The organism is Lachnoclostridium phytofermentans ISDg, assembly GCF_000018685.1.
GTDB lineage: Bacteria > Bacillota > Clostridia > Lachnospirales > Lachnospiraceae > Lachnoclostridium > Lachnoclostridium phytofermentans.
The window spans coordinates 3,404,687-3,422,970 of sequence record NC_010001.1 but is presented as its reverse complement, the minus strand read 5'-3'; the positions used below and the strand labels follow the sequence as shown (position 1 = coordinate 3,422,970).

General features: G+C 34.2%; 13 protein-coding genes and 1 tRNA gene. 11 read left to right on the top strand and 3 right to left on the bottom strand.

All coding sequences use genetic code 11. From position 1 onward, the window contains the following. The first annotated feature begins 40 nt into the window (after positions 1-40). A complete protein-coding gene (locus tag CPHY_RS14490; RefSeq protein WP_012200819.1) occupies positions 41-1,261 on the top strand; it encodes a clostripain-related cysteine peptidase in 1,221 nt (406 codons plus the stop codon). A 128-nt stretch (positions 1,262-1,389) separates the two neighbouring features. Next, positions 1,390-2,649 carry a glycosyltransferase gene (locus tag CPHY_RS14485; protein ID WP_012200818.1) on the top strand — a complete coding sequence of 420 codons (1,260 nt, stop codon included), beginning with the start codon at positions 1,390-1,392 and terminating at the stop codon, positions 2,647-2,649. A gap of 725 nt (positions 2,650-3,374) precedes the next feature. Here CPHY_RS14485 and CPHY_RS14480 read toward each other — a convergent pair. Both CPHY_RS14480 and CPHY_RS22690 read right to left on the bottom strand, forming a co-directional pair. Continuing rightward, complete coding sequence (locus CPHY_RS14480; RefSeq protein ID WP_012200817.1) at positions 3,375-3,722, bottom strand: YmaF family protein; 348 nt, start codon at positions 3,720-3,722, stop codon at positions 3,375-3,377. A gap of 480 nt (positions 3,723-4,202) precedes the next feature. Next, on the bottom strand, positions 4,203-4,292 hold the full coding sequence (locus tag CPHY_RS22690) for a hypothetical protein (RefSeq protein ID WP_408611176.1): 90 nt from the start codon (positions 4,290-4,292) through the stop codon (positions 4,203-4,205). A gap of 657 nt (positions 4,293-4,949) precedes the next feature. Here CPHY_RS22690 and CPHY_RS14475 point away from each other — a divergent pair. Further along, positions 4,950-5,291, top strand: a complete 342-nt coding sequence (locus CPHY_RS14475; protein WP_012200816.1) for a hypothetical protein — start codon at positions 4,950-4,952, stop codon at positions 5,289-5,291. A gap of 1,136 nt (positions 5,292-6,427) precedes the next feature. On the opposite strand, the gene CPHY_RS14465 is transcribed toward CPHY_RS14475, so the two are convergent. Further along, positions 6,428-6,510: transfer RNA gene (locus CPHY_RS14465), tRNA-Leu, on the bottom strand. Positions 6,511-6,851: 341 nt separating this feature from the next. Here CPHY_RS14465 and CPHY_RS20920 point away from each other — a divergent pair. From CPHY_RS20920 to CPHY_RS14425, 8 genes are all read left to right on the top strand, one after another. Then, positions 6,852-7,430, top strand: a complete 579-nt coding sequence (locus tag CPHY_RS20920; protein ID WP_012200815.1) for an anti-sigma factor family protein — start codon at positions 6,852-6,854, stop codon at positions 7,428-7,430. 76 nt (positions 7,431-7,506) lie between these two features. Next, positions 7,507-10,491, top strand: coding sequence for a DNA polymerase I (polA, locus tag CPHY_RS14455; RefSeq protein WP_012200814.1), 2,985 nt, complete (start codon positions 7,507-7,509; stop codon positions 10,489-10,491). Between the two features lie 120 nt (positions 10,492-10,611). Next, the gene (gene coaE / locus CPHY_RS14450; protein ID WP_012200813.1) at positions 10,612-11,232 is read left to right on the top strand and encodes a dephospho-CoA kinase; all 621 of its coding nucleotides are present in this window, start codon (positions 10,612-10,614) and stop codon (positions 11,230-11,232) included. Between the two features lie 380 nt (positions 11,233-11,612). Next, positions 11,613-13,724, top strand: coding sequence for a cell division FtsA domain-containing protein (locus tag CPHY_RS14445; protein WP_012200812.1), 2,112 nt, complete (start codon positions 11,613-11,615; stop codon positions 13,722-13,724). A gap of 32 nt (positions 13,725-13,756) precedes the next feature. After that, positions 13,757-15,478, top strand: a complete 1,722-nt coding sequence (locus CPHY_RS14440; protein ID WP_012200811.1) for a sensor domain-containing diguanylate cyclase — start codon at positions 13,757-13,759, stop codon at positions 15,476-15,478. A gap of 115 nt (positions 15,479-15,593) precedes the next feature. Then, on the top strand, positions 15,594-16,388 hold the full coding sequence (locus CPHY_RS14435) for an MBL fold metallo-hydrolase (RefSeq protein ID WP_012200810.1): 795 nt from the start codon (positions 15,594-15,596) through the stop codon (positions 16,386-16,388). Positions 16,389-16,523: 135 nt separating this feature from the next. After that, on the top strand, positions 16,524-16,796 hold the full coding sequence (locus tag CPHY_RS21485; protein WP_012200809.1) for an ACT domain-containing protein: 273 nt from the start codon (positions 16,524-16,526) through the stop codon (positions 16,794-16,796). A gap of 18 nt (positions 16,797-16,814) precedes the next feature. Further along, positions 16,815-18,179 carry a PFL family protein gene (locus CPHY_RS14425; protein WP_012200808.1) on the top strand — a complete coding sequence of 455 codons (1,365 nt, stop codon included), beginning with the start codon at positions 16,815-16,817 and terminating at the stop codon, positions 18,177-18,179. Positions 18,180-18,284: the final 105 nt, after the last annotated feature.

The window sequence follows — 18,284 nt, the reverse complement described above, 5'->3', positions numbered from 1 at the left end:
AAAAATATAGATAATAAGTAATCATTTAAAGAAGGTATCTATGCAAAACGATCAACAAAAAGAATGGACGATATTGTTTTATCTGAATGGAAATAACGAACTCCAACCGGAAATGCTACAATCGAAGCTTTTTATTGAAAAAGAAGGATCTGATGGGACAGTCAATATAGTAATACAATATAGCTTTGTGGAAAAACATATAATTGAAATCATCCGTCCCAAATATCGATTCAATAACGATGCAGAAGGGCAATCGGGAGTAATACGCTACAGTGCAGCCGGACCTGATTCAACTTTTCATGAAGAACTTAGAAATATCAATATGGCTGATCCGATGTGCTTTTACAATTTTTTAGAATGGGGTATAACCAATTACCCTGCCCAAAAATATATCCTTGTTTTAGGCGGTCATGTATTTCAATATATTGGATTAATGCCGGATTACAGCCAGGATTTGCCTTATTTGATGGGGTATCCTGAAATGGTAAACGTATTGAATCTAATAAAAAAAAATATTGGTAAAAAAATTGACTTGCTGGTACTTGATACATGCTATGTAAACAGGATTGAAATGCTGTATGAATTGGGAAAAGAACCTGATCCTCCGGTATCTAACGTACTTACTTATATCAATGGTGGTCCTGCAAGCGGATTACCCTATGATCTTCTGATAAAAACAATAAAAAAAATCAACAGTACTGTTACTGACAAGTTTTTGCTTTCAAAGTTAATGGAGAACTTAAATTATGATCTTATAGCTTATGAAATAGATCATAATAAACTTGAAAGCATAAAAAATCTGTACAGTGATTTGGCAGATTGCAGATTAAATTTTAATTCATCTTCCTGCAGTTTTCCGTATGAATTATTAACAAACGTTGATGAGAATTTGCCATGGTTTGATTTAAGAAAAAAATTGCAAGATTATATGCCTGAACTAACCATATGTTATAATAATATATCAAGGAAGCCCTTTGGACATTTCTATGTATCTGCTCAAACAATAAGCGACCAGCATAAGATTGATCTATATCACAGACTGGCCTTTGCAAAGAAAAATTCCTGGTCCAAATTATTGTATGGTTTACATTCACCTATTAATACTTCCGATGAAGCAGAGACCAACGTACATCCTACTATTTTAAAATCTAACGATTTATATGCGTTAATATCAGCTATGAATCCGAATCTAGGACTTAACGAAAACAATGAGATATTATCTAAGCTGATAGAATACAAAGGCTGGAAGTGGAAAAATTAAAACTTCTTATTGACTCAATGAACTCATGAATTATTACACTTTCTAATTAACTCATCTTTCTTGTTTAGTGTTATTTAATAGAAAGACTTCATATAATAAACCAGATTAAAATTTCAGAAGGAATAAATATGGCATATTATAGCTTTGTTATGGTCTGTTACAATAATTGGAATTTTACTGTTAAGGCAGTAAAATCCTTTTTCGATTATTTAAACCCAATACATCAAAATAAAGGAATTGAATTAATAATAGTCAATAACGGATCAAACGATGAGACGGAAGCAGGAATTGAAGAATTTAGAATCAAGTTTAAAGAGGTTTCAGAAATAAAGACAGTCCACCTTGAAAAAAACCTGGGATATATAGCCGGAGTTAATATTGGACTTTCCTACTGCAGCGGTGAAATAATTACGCTATTGAACAATGACTTGATATTCTGCCCAGGCTGGTTTGATAGCCTTGCCAATATTTTCGACGCAGACTTGACTGTAGGCGCAGCGACACCATTATTAACCAACGGCTCTGGGGCAGAAAATATAGAATTGGAATACAAAAATCCAGAGATGAAATTAGCATTTTTCAAATCAAAAGAGACAATGAATTACTATGCAGAAAAAATTATGGAGAAAAACCACAAAGCCATTATCAACTCCAATCGTCTTGTGGGAACTTGTATTGCTTTTAGAAAAGACATTCTACTTTTGGTCGGTGGAATGGATTTTTGGTTTGGAATTGGAATGTTTGATGATGATGATTTTTCAATACGTATCAATTTGGCAGGATATAAAACGGTAATTGTCGGTGGTTCATTTGTCTACCACATCGGTAGTGCGACCTTTTCAAAATACACGCAGATTAATAATGCAGCAGTAATATCCAACAAAAAAAAGTTCTTACGTAAATGGAAAATAAAATGTACGGAAAATGCTGAAGGATTGTATTCTCGTGATGATGTTCATTTAAGAACTAATTATATAAGAAAAAAACATTTTATTCCATTTGAATTCAGTCAATTTAAAAAGCCTTTAGAAATATCTTCAGCTAAAAAAACTGATATAAAAAGAATACTATTCGTTGCAGATTGGACTAATCTTAAATCCGGGTGGGTGAAAGAATTGGAAAGGAATTTACTGCATACCGATGCAAAAGAGGAAATAAATCTCTGGATTCCTTCTGAATATTTTTCAAAGAACGAGGTGGAAAATGAGGTTAATAAAATCAACAGTACTGATTCAAAGGTAAATTATATAGAAAAAGATATCAACCCAGAGGATTTATTGGAATTCTTAAGTTCCTTTGATACTGTTATACCGGTTACGGATGATTTTGTGAACAGATATATAATTTATTTGGCTAAACAGTTGAATATTGAAGTAGCAAGGTTATGAGTCTAATGATTAAAGGCTCACCTTATAAGGTGAGCCTAAAAAATCTAATATGTGATTAGTTACAAGAACTGAAACCGCAGTAATTAAAAAACTGTTTACATAATTCACTTAAATTGCAAGAACTAAAATTAAAATTAAAACACATAATATATATCCTCCTTTTAAGTATCTGTTTTAGGAACAATTAGATGGTAACATATTCGTAACAATATTGTAATACTTAATTAGAGGAAGTTAAGTGATAACATGGAAATATTGGAATCAACAATAGGATTGACAAATATCTACAATTTGTTCCGGAATAAAATAAATTGCTTCCCGCAGTAGTGGTATGGCCTTGAAATTCGTTGGTCTTTTTTTTTGCTATTTCGGTACTCTCTTGGATTTCATAAACATTCGCATGCAAAAAGGCTCACCTGAGTAGGTGAGCCTAAAAAAATCAATCTTTATTAGTTACAAGAACTGAATCCACAGAAGTTAAAAAATTGTTTACATAATTCGCTAAAATTGCAAGAACTAAAATCGAAATTGAAACACATAGTGCATATCCTCCTTTTAAGTAACTGTTTTTAGGAACAATTAGATAGTAACATATTCGTAACAAAAATGTAATACTTAATTAAAGGAAGTTAAGCGATAACATGGAAATATTGGAACTAATCATGGGATTGACAAATATCTACAATATGTTCTGAGATAGAAATAAATTGCTTTGCCAAGGTATATTAATGTTGACCACTTGTAGGATCGTCAATTAAAGTTGCAAATCGAAAGCCATGTTTATGACCAGCATTAGCAGTAGTTACAGATTCTAGATAATGAAGATGTGAATTTCCGATTGGAATAGCGGTAGTAGTATGCCCTTGAAATTCGTGATAATGTTCTCTGAAAAAATCTGTTTTAAATGATACTTCATGATAGTGATCCATACCGTATGGTATTGCTTCACCAGAAATAGTAGCAAACCGATGACTATGAGGGTCATTTTGTTCGGCTATTTCAACGCTCCCCTGAATTTCATGAACGTGTGTCTGTTTTGCATTATTAGAAAGATTTTGGTTAGGATTATCCATAATATAAACTCCTGTATGTAAAACTTTATTTTATTTACTATAATATGAAGCGCAATGTATTAAATGCAAGATTAAGAAAAGTTTATTCCTGATAAGGAAAGGTAAGGAAAACGTGATTTTTCTTGTATAAATAAAATAAGGCCCACCTACTTAGGTGAGCCAAAGTAATCAATATTTCATTAGTTACAAGAACTGATACCGCAGTACTGTAAGAATTGTTTGCATAAATCGCTAAAATTGCAAGAATTAAAATTAAAATTGAAACACATAATTCATATCCTCCTTTTGAGTAGCTGTTTTAAGAACAATTAGATAGTAACATATTCGTAATAATATTGTAATACTTAATTAGAGGAAGTTAAGAGATAACATGGAAATATTGGAATTAACAATAGGATTGACAATTATCTACAATTTGTTCTGAAATAGAAATAATTTGTACTTCCCTAAATCAATTTATGATAATCACTTGTAAGATCATCAATTAAGGTTGTAAAACCTAAAAGCATGTTTATGGCCATCATTAGCGATAGTCACAGATTCTAGATAATGAAAACGGGTATTTCCAATTGGAATAGCGGTAGTACTATGGCCTTAAAATTCGTGATAATGTTTTCTGAAAAAATCTGATTTTAATTATACTTCATGTAAATAACATATGTGAATAGTAAATCATTAAGTGCAAGATTAAGAAAAGCTTGTTCATGGCAAAGTGATTTTTCTTCTCTAAACAAGAAAAGGTATTGTTTCTTCTCTAAACAAGAAAAGGTATTATTTCTTCTCTAAATAAGAAAAGGTATTATTTCCTCTATAAACAAAAAAGGCTCACCTACTTAGGTGAGCCAAAGAAATTTATTATCTCATTAGTTAGTTACAAGAACTGATACCGCAGTACTGTAAGAATTGTTTGCATAATTCGCTAAAATTGCAAGAACTAAAATTAAAATTGAAACACATAATTCATATCCTCCTTTTGAATAGCTGTTTTTAGGAACAATTAGATAATAACATATTCGTAATAATGTTGTAATACTTAATTAGAGGAAGTTGAGTGATAACATGGAAATATTGGAAGCAATACTGAATTGACAAATATCTACAATAAGTTCTTGGATAGAAATTAATTGAGGTGATATAGAATATATTCGGTAGTTGTAAGTGGCGCATAAATATCTTTCGCATATATTAAAGTAAATTAATCTATATTTTAACATGGTAAGGAGTAATATGGACCGTAACTTTGAAAATCCGATGGAACGTAACAGAATCGATAATGAAAGACGAGATGAAATTGAAAGAAGAAATGGCTTTGAAAGAAGAAATGAAGAAGAGAGAAGAAATGGTTTTGAAAGAAGAAATGAAGAAGAAAGAAGAAATGGCTTTGAAAGAAGAAATGAAGATGAAAGAAGAAATGAATTCGATAGAAGAAATGAGCCAGAAATGAGAGAAGAATTTAGAAGAAGAATGGATTTTGATAGAAGACATGAAAATGAAAGAAGAGATGAATTCGACAGAAGACATGATTTTGATAGGAGATTTCCTTTCTGGTGGCTTTTCTTCGTTCGTTAAAGTTAATAGATCTACCAGCTATGATTGGCTGGTAGTTTTTTATTTATAGGAAATTGCACCGCAATTCTAATAAATTAAAAACTCTCTTAGGGAGCGTACTCACCCCTTTGGTCTTCGCAAGGTGAATTGCCTTCACCTGGACAAAGTGCCTTCGCCCATAAGTTTAAGAGTGATTATCTTAAAGTGGCGAAGCCACTTGTTACTTCATTAAAAAACAAAAAGACAAAAGCAAGGACTATGATAGCCTTGCTTTTGTCTTTTTGAGTCTCAATAATAATACTTAGCTTTCTACTATTAAGATTATCAAAATCTTCTTCCTGAATTGCTTCAATAGTTAAACTTCGTTATATTCGAAAGCCTCCATTTTACCATTCTCCTTAATTCGGAATTATTATTTCCTTCTGAATTGTTTCAATAGTTAAACTTCGTTATCTCCTAAAGCCTCCATTTTACCATCTCTCCTTAATTCGGGATCATAATTTCATGCTACATTACTTTTTGAGACACTATTCTATTTGTGTGAATACTTACTCTTAATTCTCAACGAAAAAATCGTTCTTGGAATCTATTTCGGTATCCAGTACTTATTATGTTTATTTTAATAGAAATTATACACTTATAAATTAACTTTATTCTATTCTATTTCTTTTGCTATTTTGTTTTTTATTCTCCGACTAATTTGACCAATTAAAAAACCAACCAAAATGATAGAATAGGAAAAGATTTTCGAATATATAGGAGTTTTTTCAATATAAATACCAAAAGTATTATAATCTAACATAAAAATGTATTCCGTAAATCCATAGTTCGTGAACATACTCATGAATTGCCCATATTGTTTTAGGGCAATTGAACGATCATACTTATAAGCATCAAATATAAGGTGATTTTAAATGTTATTATAAAAACTTAAGGTTGATCATCCGTTATTATTTTTCCTGTAAAAACTTTGATATTGCCTGCTTGTATACTATTGGTATTTGGCAATATATGTAAATGTCCATTTTTTTTCAATCTAAAATAGGTAAATTGCAGATAGAGAGATTCGAACTTCTCAAAGCTACTCACAATAAATTTACAAAGAAAAAAACCTTACAGTCTCAATAAACCAAGAGATGTAAAGTTCTAATATCTAATGCATCAGGTGGGATTTGAACCCACACGAGGTTGCCCCCGACGGATTTTGAGTCCGTTGCGTCTGCCGTTCCGCCACTAATGCATACTATGGAATTAATTATACTATTGTGTCGGTCATTTAAGTTGCCGACTTAGCAAAGATTATTCTATCATATTAATTTAAATAATGCAAGTACAAATTGCATAAGTTGTTCTAAAAATTGAAAAACCTATGAGAATAATATAAGAGATTATGTTGCTATTTTTTTGAAATAATATAATATTTCATGCTAACATCTTAAGGGAAAAAGCATAATGAAAAGAATTACTCCCAAGGGTAAAAGTTTGCATTTTGCGAAAAATCAGTGTAGAATAAGAATATATTTTTAGGACACGGTTGGCGTTCTAAAAGAGCTAAGTAATGTTGAGAGAGGAGAATAGGTCATGGATTGCCTCAATGCGCAAAGATTAATTACACCATTCATTAAAGATGAACTTAGCATGACCGAATTAGAAGGTTTCCTTGCCCATGTGAAAGAATGTCCGGTATGTAGAGAAGAATTAGAGGTATATTATGCCTTGTTAACTGCAATAAAGTTATTAGACGAAGATAAGGAAATGTCGAACAATTTTACAGAGGAACTGAATCGTAAAATTCGTAGTTGTGAAGAACATATCCGAAGAAATAAGCGAAATAAAGTGAATCGAAGAATCGTGTTTATGTTAGTTGTGGTTGGAGTAACCATTGTCTCCAGTCTATCGATTCGTAAACTGACAGAAATTCCTGCTGCTCCAACAAAGCCGCCTTATATCCTGAGGTATTCAGGGATTCCAAGAAGATATGACCCGATGTTTCGTATCCGTACTGATTATGATACAATGGCATGTGAATACGTTAAGAAGGTAAAAGATGGTAGACTTGAATTTTATCGAAAGAATCGTGAAGAATATGAGATAGTGCGGCAAATCTATGTAAATCAACGTGAACTTATTGAAATAGATAATATAGAAAATTCCGACTAGGTATTATGAAGTATTGGTGGGAAAGTAGGGTTTAATTTTGTGCCTGCAGCACAAAGTTTGCAGGTTATGGAAAGGTATGGTTATTAATATGAATGATATTATAAATAATAAACAAGATAGTAAAGAGGGCGATTACTTACTGGTTATCGATGGTTCCAGTCTTCTTTCAACTCAGTTTTTTGGTAATCTACCAAAGGAAATAATGTTTGCAAAGACCATGGAGGAAAAAGAAAAGTATTTCCCTAAAATTATGCAAACAGCCACGGGAGTATATACAAATGCTGTATATGGTTTCCTAAGAGTATTATTAAAGATTATAAAGGATCAAAAGCCTACCTATTTGGCAGTGGCTTGGGATATTAGCCGTAATACATTCCGAAGAGAGATTTATCCTGATTATAAAGGAAATCGTGGAGAAACTTTAGAACCGTTAAAGGATCAATTCAAACTTTGCCAACATGTCTTAAAAGAAATGGGAATTGTTCAGTTTATGGATGAACGTTATGAGGCGGACGATTTTAGCGGAACCTTATGCCAAAAGTTTGAAGAGGAAGTCCCAATTCGTGTCATGACAAAGGATAATGATTATCTTCAATTAATTACAGAGCGGACAAACCTTTGGCTAATTCACAGTACTGCAAAGAAGACAGATGAATTATATGAAAAATACGGTTTAAGTAAGAAAGAATTGAATGTACCAGATCGTACCTTTTTATTTACACCAGAATTAGTTGAGAAGGAATTTGGCATTGAGCCTTCCTCTGTTCCATCACTAAAGGGGATTGGGGGGGATAGCTCCGATAACATAAAGGGTGTACCTGGAGTAGGAGAAGCAACTGCGGTTGCCTTAATAAAAGAATATAAGACAGTTGAGAATCTTTATGAGATACTTAATAATTTAGATGAAACAGGTAAGAAAGAGATTAATGAGTATTGGAAAACGCTTGGAATCAAGAGAACTCCAATCAATGCTTTATTAAAGATTAGTGATACTGAGCTTGTTGGAGAAAAGGCTGCTATTCTTAGTAAAACTTTAGCTACCATAAAAAAAGACATTGATTTAAAAGATCTTGGTCTTGAACAGTTAAGAATTCATATTAACACAGAAAATGCACAGAAGTGTTTTAATGAATTGGAATTTAAAACAATAAAGATGGACAATGCAGAGGTTGAAGATTCGTCTATAAATAACCTTCGCTTTGAGGCAGATAAAATTAAAATTACTTCTAACTTAGAAGAGGTAGAAACATTATTTTCTAACTTAATAAAATTGTGGGAAAAGAATCAGAAGAAGTTAAAGAAAACGAAGAAATCTAGGAACGATAAAAGTGATAGTAAGATTACAATCAAAGAAATCAAGAAGCCAGAATATGCTTCGGAGGATGCCGTTGGAATTAAGCTAATAATGGAGAATAAGTCTCTTGTAGGTATTTCCGTTTATTATGGATCAGAGGCGTCCTTTATCATTCCTTGCGAAGGGTTTATTACACCAGATTTTCTAACTTCTAAACTCAATGGACTTCTTGAAAAAAAGATTACACTTGCAATCTTTGATATTAAAAAATACTTACCATATTTAAATGCAAATGAGGAAAGCCCTTGTTTTGATGTAACGATTGCTGGTTATTTATTAGAACCAGACGCTAGCACTTATGAATATCAAACTATTGCTGAGAAGTATTTAGAACTTGATCTACCAAGTGAGAAAGAAGTATTTAGTGGTCAAACCTATGCTTCTTTGTCTTTATTAGACCAAGATCAGTATAAAAAAGCAGCATGTTATGAAAGCTATGTGGCTCATCATATATATCCTGTCTTACTTAAGTTATTATCAGAACGTGGTCTACTTCCGTTATTTGCAGGGATTGAAATGCCTCTCGTTTATACATTATATGATATGGAGCAAAGAGGAATTCGTGTTGATACTAATGGACTAAAGGATTATAGTGATCAGCTTGGTGTTAGTATCGTAGAACTTGAAAAACAAATCTTTGAACTGGTGGGCGTAGAATTTAATATTAATTCACCTAAGCAGTTAGGAGAAATCTTATTTCAGCGACTAGGTTTATCATATGGGAAAAAAACAAAGACTGGTTATTCTACCTCCGCTGAGGTCTTAGAAAAGTTAAGTAGTGAACATCCAGTGATAAAATTAATCCTACAGTACCGCCAATTAACGAAGTTAAAATCCACGTATGCAGATGGCCTTGTATCCTATGTGGAAGGGGATGGCAGAATCCATGGAACCTTTAATCAAACCATAGCAGCGACTGGAAGACTTAGTAGTACAGAACCTAACCTTCAGAATATACCAATTCGTATGGAGCTAGGTAGAAAAATTAGAAAAGTTTTTATCCCGGAGGATGGATATCTATTTCTAGATGCAGACTATTCCCAGATAGAACTTCGTTTGCTTGCTCATATGTCAAATGATGCACGGCTGATTGAGGCATATCGACAAGCTCAGGATATTCACCGTTTAACAGCTTCCGAAGTATTTCACACCCCATTTGACGAGGTGACAAGTGCACAGCGTAGCAATGCGAAAGCTGTAAACTTTGGAATCGTATATGGTATCAGTTCTTTTAGTTTGGGACAAGACCTTGATATTACTAGAAAAGAAGCAGAGGAATATATTAATAAGTACTTCATGACCTACCCAGGAGTTAAGACATATCTCGATGGATTAATTGAGGAAGGAAAAGAAACAGGCGTTGTAAAAACCTTATATGGAAGAATTCGGCCAGTTCCTAACCTTACGAATTCTAACTTTATGAAGCGTTCTGCGGAAGAGCGAATCGCAATGAATTCGCCAATTCAAGGTACTGCCGCGGATATTATGAAATTGGCTATGATACATGTGAACCAAGTATTAAAAGAACGAAAGTTAAAATCAAGATTATTACTTCAAATCCACGATGAGTTGCTGGTGGAAACACATGAATCTGAAGTAGAAGAAGTAGCAAAGATTATGAAAGAAGAAATGCAACAAGCTGCAAGTCTTTCCGTTCCGCTCGAAGTTGAGGTTGCTAATGGTAATAACTGGTACGAGGCTAAATAACTATGTTTTTATGGAGGTTAACGTGATATACATTCACTGAAAAACTAGTTGTTTCACGCAGTGAATTGTTTTGCAATTCACTGCATAAATATTGTACCTGCGGCCCAAAGTTTGCAGGCTATGGAAAGGCATGGTTATTTCATGAAAGTAATAGGGCTTACCGGTGGCATTGGCAGTGGAAAATCAAGAGTTGCAGATCTACTTCAGAGGGAATTCTTAGTATACGTTATTTATACAGACGATATTGCGAGAGACCAGATGAAACAAGGGGGATGTTCCTACGAGAAGGTTGTGAAGCAGTTTGGTACCGAGATTTTAGATGAGGGTGGAGAAATTGATCGTAATAAACTTGCTAAGATTATTTTTCAAAAGGAAGATCTAGTAAAGTTATTGAATTCATTAACACATCCCAATGTCCATCTAGAAGTATTACACCAGATCAAGGAAGCGAAATCGAAAGGTAAACTTTATTCCGCAATCATTGTGGAAACGGCACTCCTGTTTGAAGCAGGGTATCAGGATTTTTGCGATGAAATCTGGTATGTACATGCTCCTATCGGGGACCGAATGAAAAGGCTAAAGGAGTCCAGAGGATATTCTGAAGAAAAGATAGAATCCATTATAAAGAAACAAAAATCAGAGGAATTTTTTCTTAAGAATAGTACCGTGATTATTGAAAATGGGAATGATGTTTTGCAGGACGAGTTAAGGCTTCAATGTGAACGGTATTTAACCACGTAGTGGCAATGAGGTTGTAAACAAGTAGCATAAGCGGATAAACTTGCCTTAGGTAAGTGGGAATATCAGCTTTGACAAACAAAGGAAAAGATAAAATAAGAGTTTTAACAAAAGATGACCAAATGGAAGTGACAAGTTAATAAGTTCTTCCTTTGGTCTCTTTGTGGATAAAAATGAAAATGAATGTAGGGAAAACTTCCAAACCTTCTTGGCAAAAAATCACTATCTGTGATATAATATAGGAAAGAAGTATCATCTTTGGTAGATATTGTATTTTTAAAACAGAAATTGCTATGCAACTTCTGTTTTAAATATGCTTAAAATCAAAAAACATAGGACGTTGTACCTAAGCAAAAGTAAAATATACTAGGGGGAATCACAACATGGACGCTATTACATATCCTGAAAATATGGTATTCGGTCTTGATATTGGGACGAGAAGCATTGTTGGTACCGTTGGATATAAGCAAAATGAGCATGATTTTATCGTTGTCTCACAATCTGTTAGATATCATGAGACCAGAGCCATGTTGGATGGTCAGATACATGATATAAATAAAGTTGCGGAAACCATACGAGAAGTAAAAAAGGATTTAGAAAAGCAGCTTGGTAAAAAGCTGAAAGAAGTATGTATTGCAGCAGCAGGACGTGTGCTAAAAACAGTGACTGTGAAGGCAGAATATAACCTAATCAACGAAGGTATCATTTCAGAAGAACATATACGAACACTGGAATTAAACGGGGTAGAAAAAGCGTATGAAGAACTTCGTAAAGAAATGAATTCCGGAGATGGCAACTTTTACTGTGTCGGTTACAGCGTAGTGCATTACTACCTAAACGATTATGTAATGACAAACCTAGAGGATCATAAAGGGAGTAAAATAGGAGTAGATTTACTTGCAACTTTTTTACCAGAGGAAGTTATTGAAGGTTTGTATGCGGCAGTTGGGAAAGCGGGACTTGAAGTTGTAAATCTTACACTTGAGCCGATCGCCGCAATCAATGTTGCGATTCCAGATAAGTTTCGTTTATTAAATATTGCATTAATCGATGTCGGTGCTGGAACAAGCGATATCTGTATTACGAAAGACGGTAGTATTATTGCTTATGGAATGATCCCAAAGGCAGGCGATGCATTAACCAATATATTGATGCAACGCTATTTGGTTGACTTTAAAACTGCAGAAACAATGAAGACTTCTATTCTAAAGAAAAAGACAGTCTCTTATAAAGATATCATGGGGCTTTCGAATAAAGTTACGAGAGAAGAAATTTACGAAGCAGTCAGAGATGAAATCGATCATATTACTGCTCAGATTGCGGAGCAGATTTTATATCTTAACGGTGGGAAATCTGTGAGTGCTGTTTTTGTTGTTGGCGGAGGAGGAAAACTTCCTTATTTTGTTGAAGCATTGTCTTCAAAGCTTAATTTACCAAAAGAAAGAGTAGCCCTTAGAGGGGAAGAAGTTCTTAATATGGTTCAGTTCTTACAAAAAGAGATAAAGAAGGATCCATTATTAGTAACTCCAATCGGTATTTGTTTAAACTATTATGAAAATCGCAACAATTTTATCTATGCAATGGTGAATGGTGAGCGGATTAAATTATATGATAATTCGCATCTAACAATTGTAGATGCAGCTCTTGCTATCGGCTTTCCAAATGAATTGCTATTCCCGCGCAGAGGAAAAGCGCTTCATTATACCATTAACGGAAGTGAGCGTCTTGCACGTGGAGAATCAGGAGAAGGTGCGATTATTATATTAAATGGCAAACAAGTAAGTTTAAATGCTTCCATTACTCAAAATGATATTATACAAATCACAGAGTCTACAGCAGGAGCAGATGCAACCCTCATGGTAGCCAAGCTTCCGGAATATAAGAGTACGATAACATTTGCGGTGAATCACAAAGAGGTAATATGCCCTAAGTACGCGCTTGCAAATGATATATTGGTATCGGATACCTATCAGATTAAGGATGGAGACCGATTGGAACTTTTAAATCATTATACGCTTGAACAGCTATTAGAATTTATGGATTTACCTTATCGCAAAGGGATTACGATTAATCATCAGTCAGCTAAGCCACAAGACCGCGTTTATGAGAATTTCACCATTTATTATCCACTACATGAGGATATCGCTGCATCCTATGAGGAAGTAGCTGCCATGATATCTGAGGAGGATTTCAAAGAGTATTCTTTAGGGGAAGATGCACTTTTGAAAGATGATTTTCTGAGAGATGGGATTTCTGAGGAAGTGGATGAGAAAAAGGTAGAGAAAGCTTCTAGTATTTCAGTTTATGTCAATAAAACGTCTATTATATTAAAAGGGAAAGATAAATTCATACTGGTGGATATTTTAGATGTCTATCCATTTGACTTAAGCACAGCTCACGGAAGCAAAGTAGTATTAAAAATCAATGGGGATGAGGCAGAATTTACAAGTCCTTTAAATAATCAAGATGTAATAGAAATGTACTGGGAAAAGTAAGCTATCATATTGTCCGGAAGGAGAAGGAACGGATGAGCGACGATCTACTTGTATTTCGGAAGAAGTTTTCAAGAGGCCTTGTGTTAGTTACATCGGTATTCTGGTTATATACATTAATTCAATTGGTTGGTAATTTATCAGAGCATGCAAGTTTTGGAATATTAGTAACCTCAGGCGCTCTTATCATTGACATCTTGGCTGAGCATACGAAATTATTTAAAAAGAGAATTGCGTGGATGATTCTTCGATCAATCGAGTTGATATCATTTTCTATTTGTTTTTTTGTTACCATTGGCTCAATAAATTCAATGTTTTTTGGAATAGAGCTAATTGCTGTAATGTTACAGTTGCTTATGTTAACTGACTTTTTAGATGTTTATTCCAGAGCAATAACGTTAACAACTATGTCACTTCCAGCAATTATTTATTTAATTTCAATAATATTACTAAAACCTGAAAGACAAGAAGAGTTTTTTGGCATGGTATGTGCCTATCTATCTCTTATCTTCGTCGTAATGCTGATATCAGAGTTAATCAGTGAGGTCTTTATTGCTACAGATAAGCGAATTTTTGAAATACGTCGTTTTTCGGAACAGACAAAAGAGACGAATGAAGCACTTAGAAATCAGCAGGAAAAATTTCGTAAGGTAAATGAGGAACTTGGCATTCAAAAAATTATGCTCGAAGCAGCTTACCATAAGATAAACAGTGCAAATACAGAAAATCAGACCTTATATCAGGTTATTCGATACATCTCAACTGAGCTAGAGATTGGAAATCTGATGAAGCTTATTACGGAAGCGATATATGAGGCAATGGGATTAGATGTATGTACCATCATTTTAGAACCGGATATTGCTGGCAATAAACAGGTTACCTATGAAATCCACTCCAGATTAGGTAAAGGTTTTTACGAACAGATGAGCAATCGTATAGAACAGGGATGCATTGAAGAATACATGAAGGAAGAAGGAAATTATATTGATAATCAGGTACAGCCTGGAAAATATTCTTTTCTGAAAGATCGTAAGATAAACTCATTACTAATTGTACCTTTAGTTCGTGAAAAAAAGGTAATTGGTGCTTTACTATGCGGACATTCTCAGTTTGAATACTTTAATGGAAACATTATTTTCTTCGAGACTGTAGTTGCACAACTTTTAGTTGCAATCCATAATGCAAGTCTTTATAGTAAGATGCAGCAGATGGCAATTCGTGATAGTTTGACTGGAATCTATAATAGGGGACAGTTAAATGTGATTTTAGAGCAGTATACAAAACGTGCAAGTGAACAAAATAAATCGTTATCTGTTGCCTTACTTGATATTGACTTATTTAAGAAAATTAATGATACATATGGACATCTGTTCGGTGATGAAGTTATAAAGATGGTTGCATCGAAACTGCAGGAGGTGGCAAATTGTTTTCATGGTATTGCAGCAAGATACGGAGGAGAAGAATTTGTTATCGTATTACCGGATATAGGAATATTAGATTTTTATCATATCGTAACTTCATTAAAAGAAACAATTGATACTACAACCTTATACTTTAATGAGGATGAAATTAATGTAAAAGTTAGCGTCGGTATTAGTTCCTATCCTGAAACGAGTTTAAGTTGTCAACAACTTCTAAACCGTGCAGACGGAGCGATGTATTATTCCAAGCGAAACGGTCGTAACAGCATCACAGTAGACAATGATATTATACAAGATTATGTAAGAAAGAATAAGGAAACAAGGGGGGAGTTGTAACTAGGTTCTAAAAACTTAAGTTACACTCCCCTTTTTCTTGCTATTTACTGAAAAGTGATATATACTAAACAACAATTAAATGGTGTTATCGGAAGTGACAGGAAGGATGAAATCTATGAAGATGTGCAGCATTGCCAGTGGAAGCAGTGGTAATTGTATTTATATAGGGAGCAATGAAACAAACCTTTTGGTGGATGCGGGAGTAAGTGGAAAGAGAATAGAGAGTGGCCTTTTGTCGGCAGGAGTAGACCCAAATTCCTTAGACGGAATATTAATTACTCATGAACATTCCGATCATATTCAAGGGATTGGTGTATTGGCAAGAAGATATAAACTACCAATCTATGGTACGGTTGAAACCATCAATGCAATGCTACGATTAAGCAGCGTTGGAAGAATTGAGGAAAGTCAACTTCGATTTGTGAAGCCGGACGAGGCGTTATGCATTGGAGATATTTTAGTAGAACCGTTTTCGATTTCACACGATGCTAGTAATCCGGTTTGTTATACATTTACAAATGGTGGACATAAGATAGGAATGGCTACCGATCTCGGAACTTATGATAGTTACACAATCTCTAAGTTATGTGGAGCAGAGGTACTCTATCTGGAAGCAAACCATGATGTTAATATGTTAATGGTTGGAAGCTATCCTTATCATCTAAAACAGCGCATCCTAGGGGAGCGAGGGCATCTATCCAATGAGACTTCGGCTAAACTTATCTGTGAACTATTACATGATGACTTACAACATGTGTTGTTAGCTCATATGAGCAAAGAGAATAATTACGCAGAACTAGCGTTTGAAACCGTGCGATATGAAGTTGAGCAAAGTGTGGCAACTTCAAGCAAAATGCCGGTAATCACAGTGGCAAATCGGGATATTCCATCAGAGATGGTTATAATATAAAAAAGGATTATTAAAACATGTTTTTGGTTTCAATAATATAAATTTGATTATTGAAACATGTTTTTAGTTTCAATAATACATGATTATGAAAATATCTTTATGTTTTTATAATATATATAAGGAGTGAGGCAAACTATGAAGAAAACGATTATTACGGTAGTAGGACATGATTGTGTAGGTATAATTGCTAAGGTATGTACGTATCTTGCAAATAATAAGATTAATATTTTAGATATCTCTCAAACCATTGTATCCGGATATTTCAACATGATGATGATTGTTGATACCATCGAGTCTAGTAAAGATTTTAGTCAATTAGCGGATGAATTAGAGGAAATCGGAAAAGAAATTGGTGTTGTAATTAAAGCACAAAGAGAAGACATATTTGATATGATGCACCGTTTATAAGAAAGGAAATCATTCGCTATGATAAATTTTAATGAAGTTTTAGAAACGAATAAGATGATTGAACAGGAAAATCTCGATGTACGTACCATTACACTCGGAATTAGCCTATTAGATTGTATTAGCAGCAATTTAGAGGAATTAAATCAGAATATCTATGACAAAATAACAACAGTAGCAAAAGATTTGGTAACGACCGGTAAGAAAATCGAAAGACAGTTTGGAATTCCGGTGGTAAATAAACGAATCTCAGTAACTCCGATTGCAATGATTGGTGCCTCTGCTTGTAAGACGCCAAGTGATTTTGTAACGATTGCAAAAACTCTTGATAGGGCAGCAAATACGGTTGGTGTAAATTTTATCGGAGGTTATTCCGCGCTTGTATCAAAGGGGATGACTTCTTCGGAACGTCTACTTATCGAATCAATCCCAGAGGCACTAGCAGTAACAGAGCGAGTATGTAGCTCTGTAAATGTTGGTTCTACAAAAACTGGAATTAATATGGATGCTGTAAAGTTATTAGGTCAGATCATGTTAGATACCGCAGAGTATACGAAGGAAAAAGATTCTCTTGGATGTGCAAAGTTAGTTATCTTTTGTAATGCACCTGACGATAATCCATTCATGGCAGGAGCTTTTCATGGTGTAACCGAAGCAGATGCGATTATTAACGTCGGAGTCAGTGGTCCTGGTGTAGTAAAGACCGCATTAGAGAGTGTTCGAGGAGAAGATTTTGGTACCCTATGTGAAACAATTAAAAAGACAGCATTTAAGATTACTCGAGTTGGACAGTTAGTAGCGATGGAAGCATCAAAGATGCTTAACATACCGTTTGGAATTGTAGATTTATCACTTGCACCAACTCCTGCGGTAGGTGATAGCGTAGCAGAAATCCTTCAAGAAATCGGGTTAGAGTACCCAGGAGCACCAGGAACGACAGCAGCACTCGCTTTACTAAACGATTCAGTAAAAAAGGGTGGTGTTATGGCATCTAGTTATGTTGGTGGATTAAGTGGAGCATTTATCCCAGTTAGTGAAGATCAGGGTATGATTGATGCAGTCAGAGCTGGCTGTCTTACATTGGAAAAGCTAGAAGCGATGACATGTGTTTGTTCCGTTGGTCTTGATATGATTGCAATTCCAGGTGATACTAAGGCGACCACTATTTCTGGTATTATAGCGGATGAGATGGCGATTGGTATGATAAATCAAAAAACGACAGCAGTTCGTCTGATACCGGTGATCGGTAAGAAAGTTGGAGACATAGCAGAATTTGGTGGATTACTAGGATATGCACCAATTATGCCAGTGAATAACTTCTCTTGCGACAATTTTGTAAATCGTGGAGGTCGTATTCCAGCACCAATTCATAGTTTTAAAAATTAATTATTTATATTAACAAGTGAAAGAATTTCAGGTTAGAGGTTTTTTGTCTTAACAAAAAGACAGAAACTTAATAAGTGCAGATAGCCTGTAAAGAAATGGAGGTAA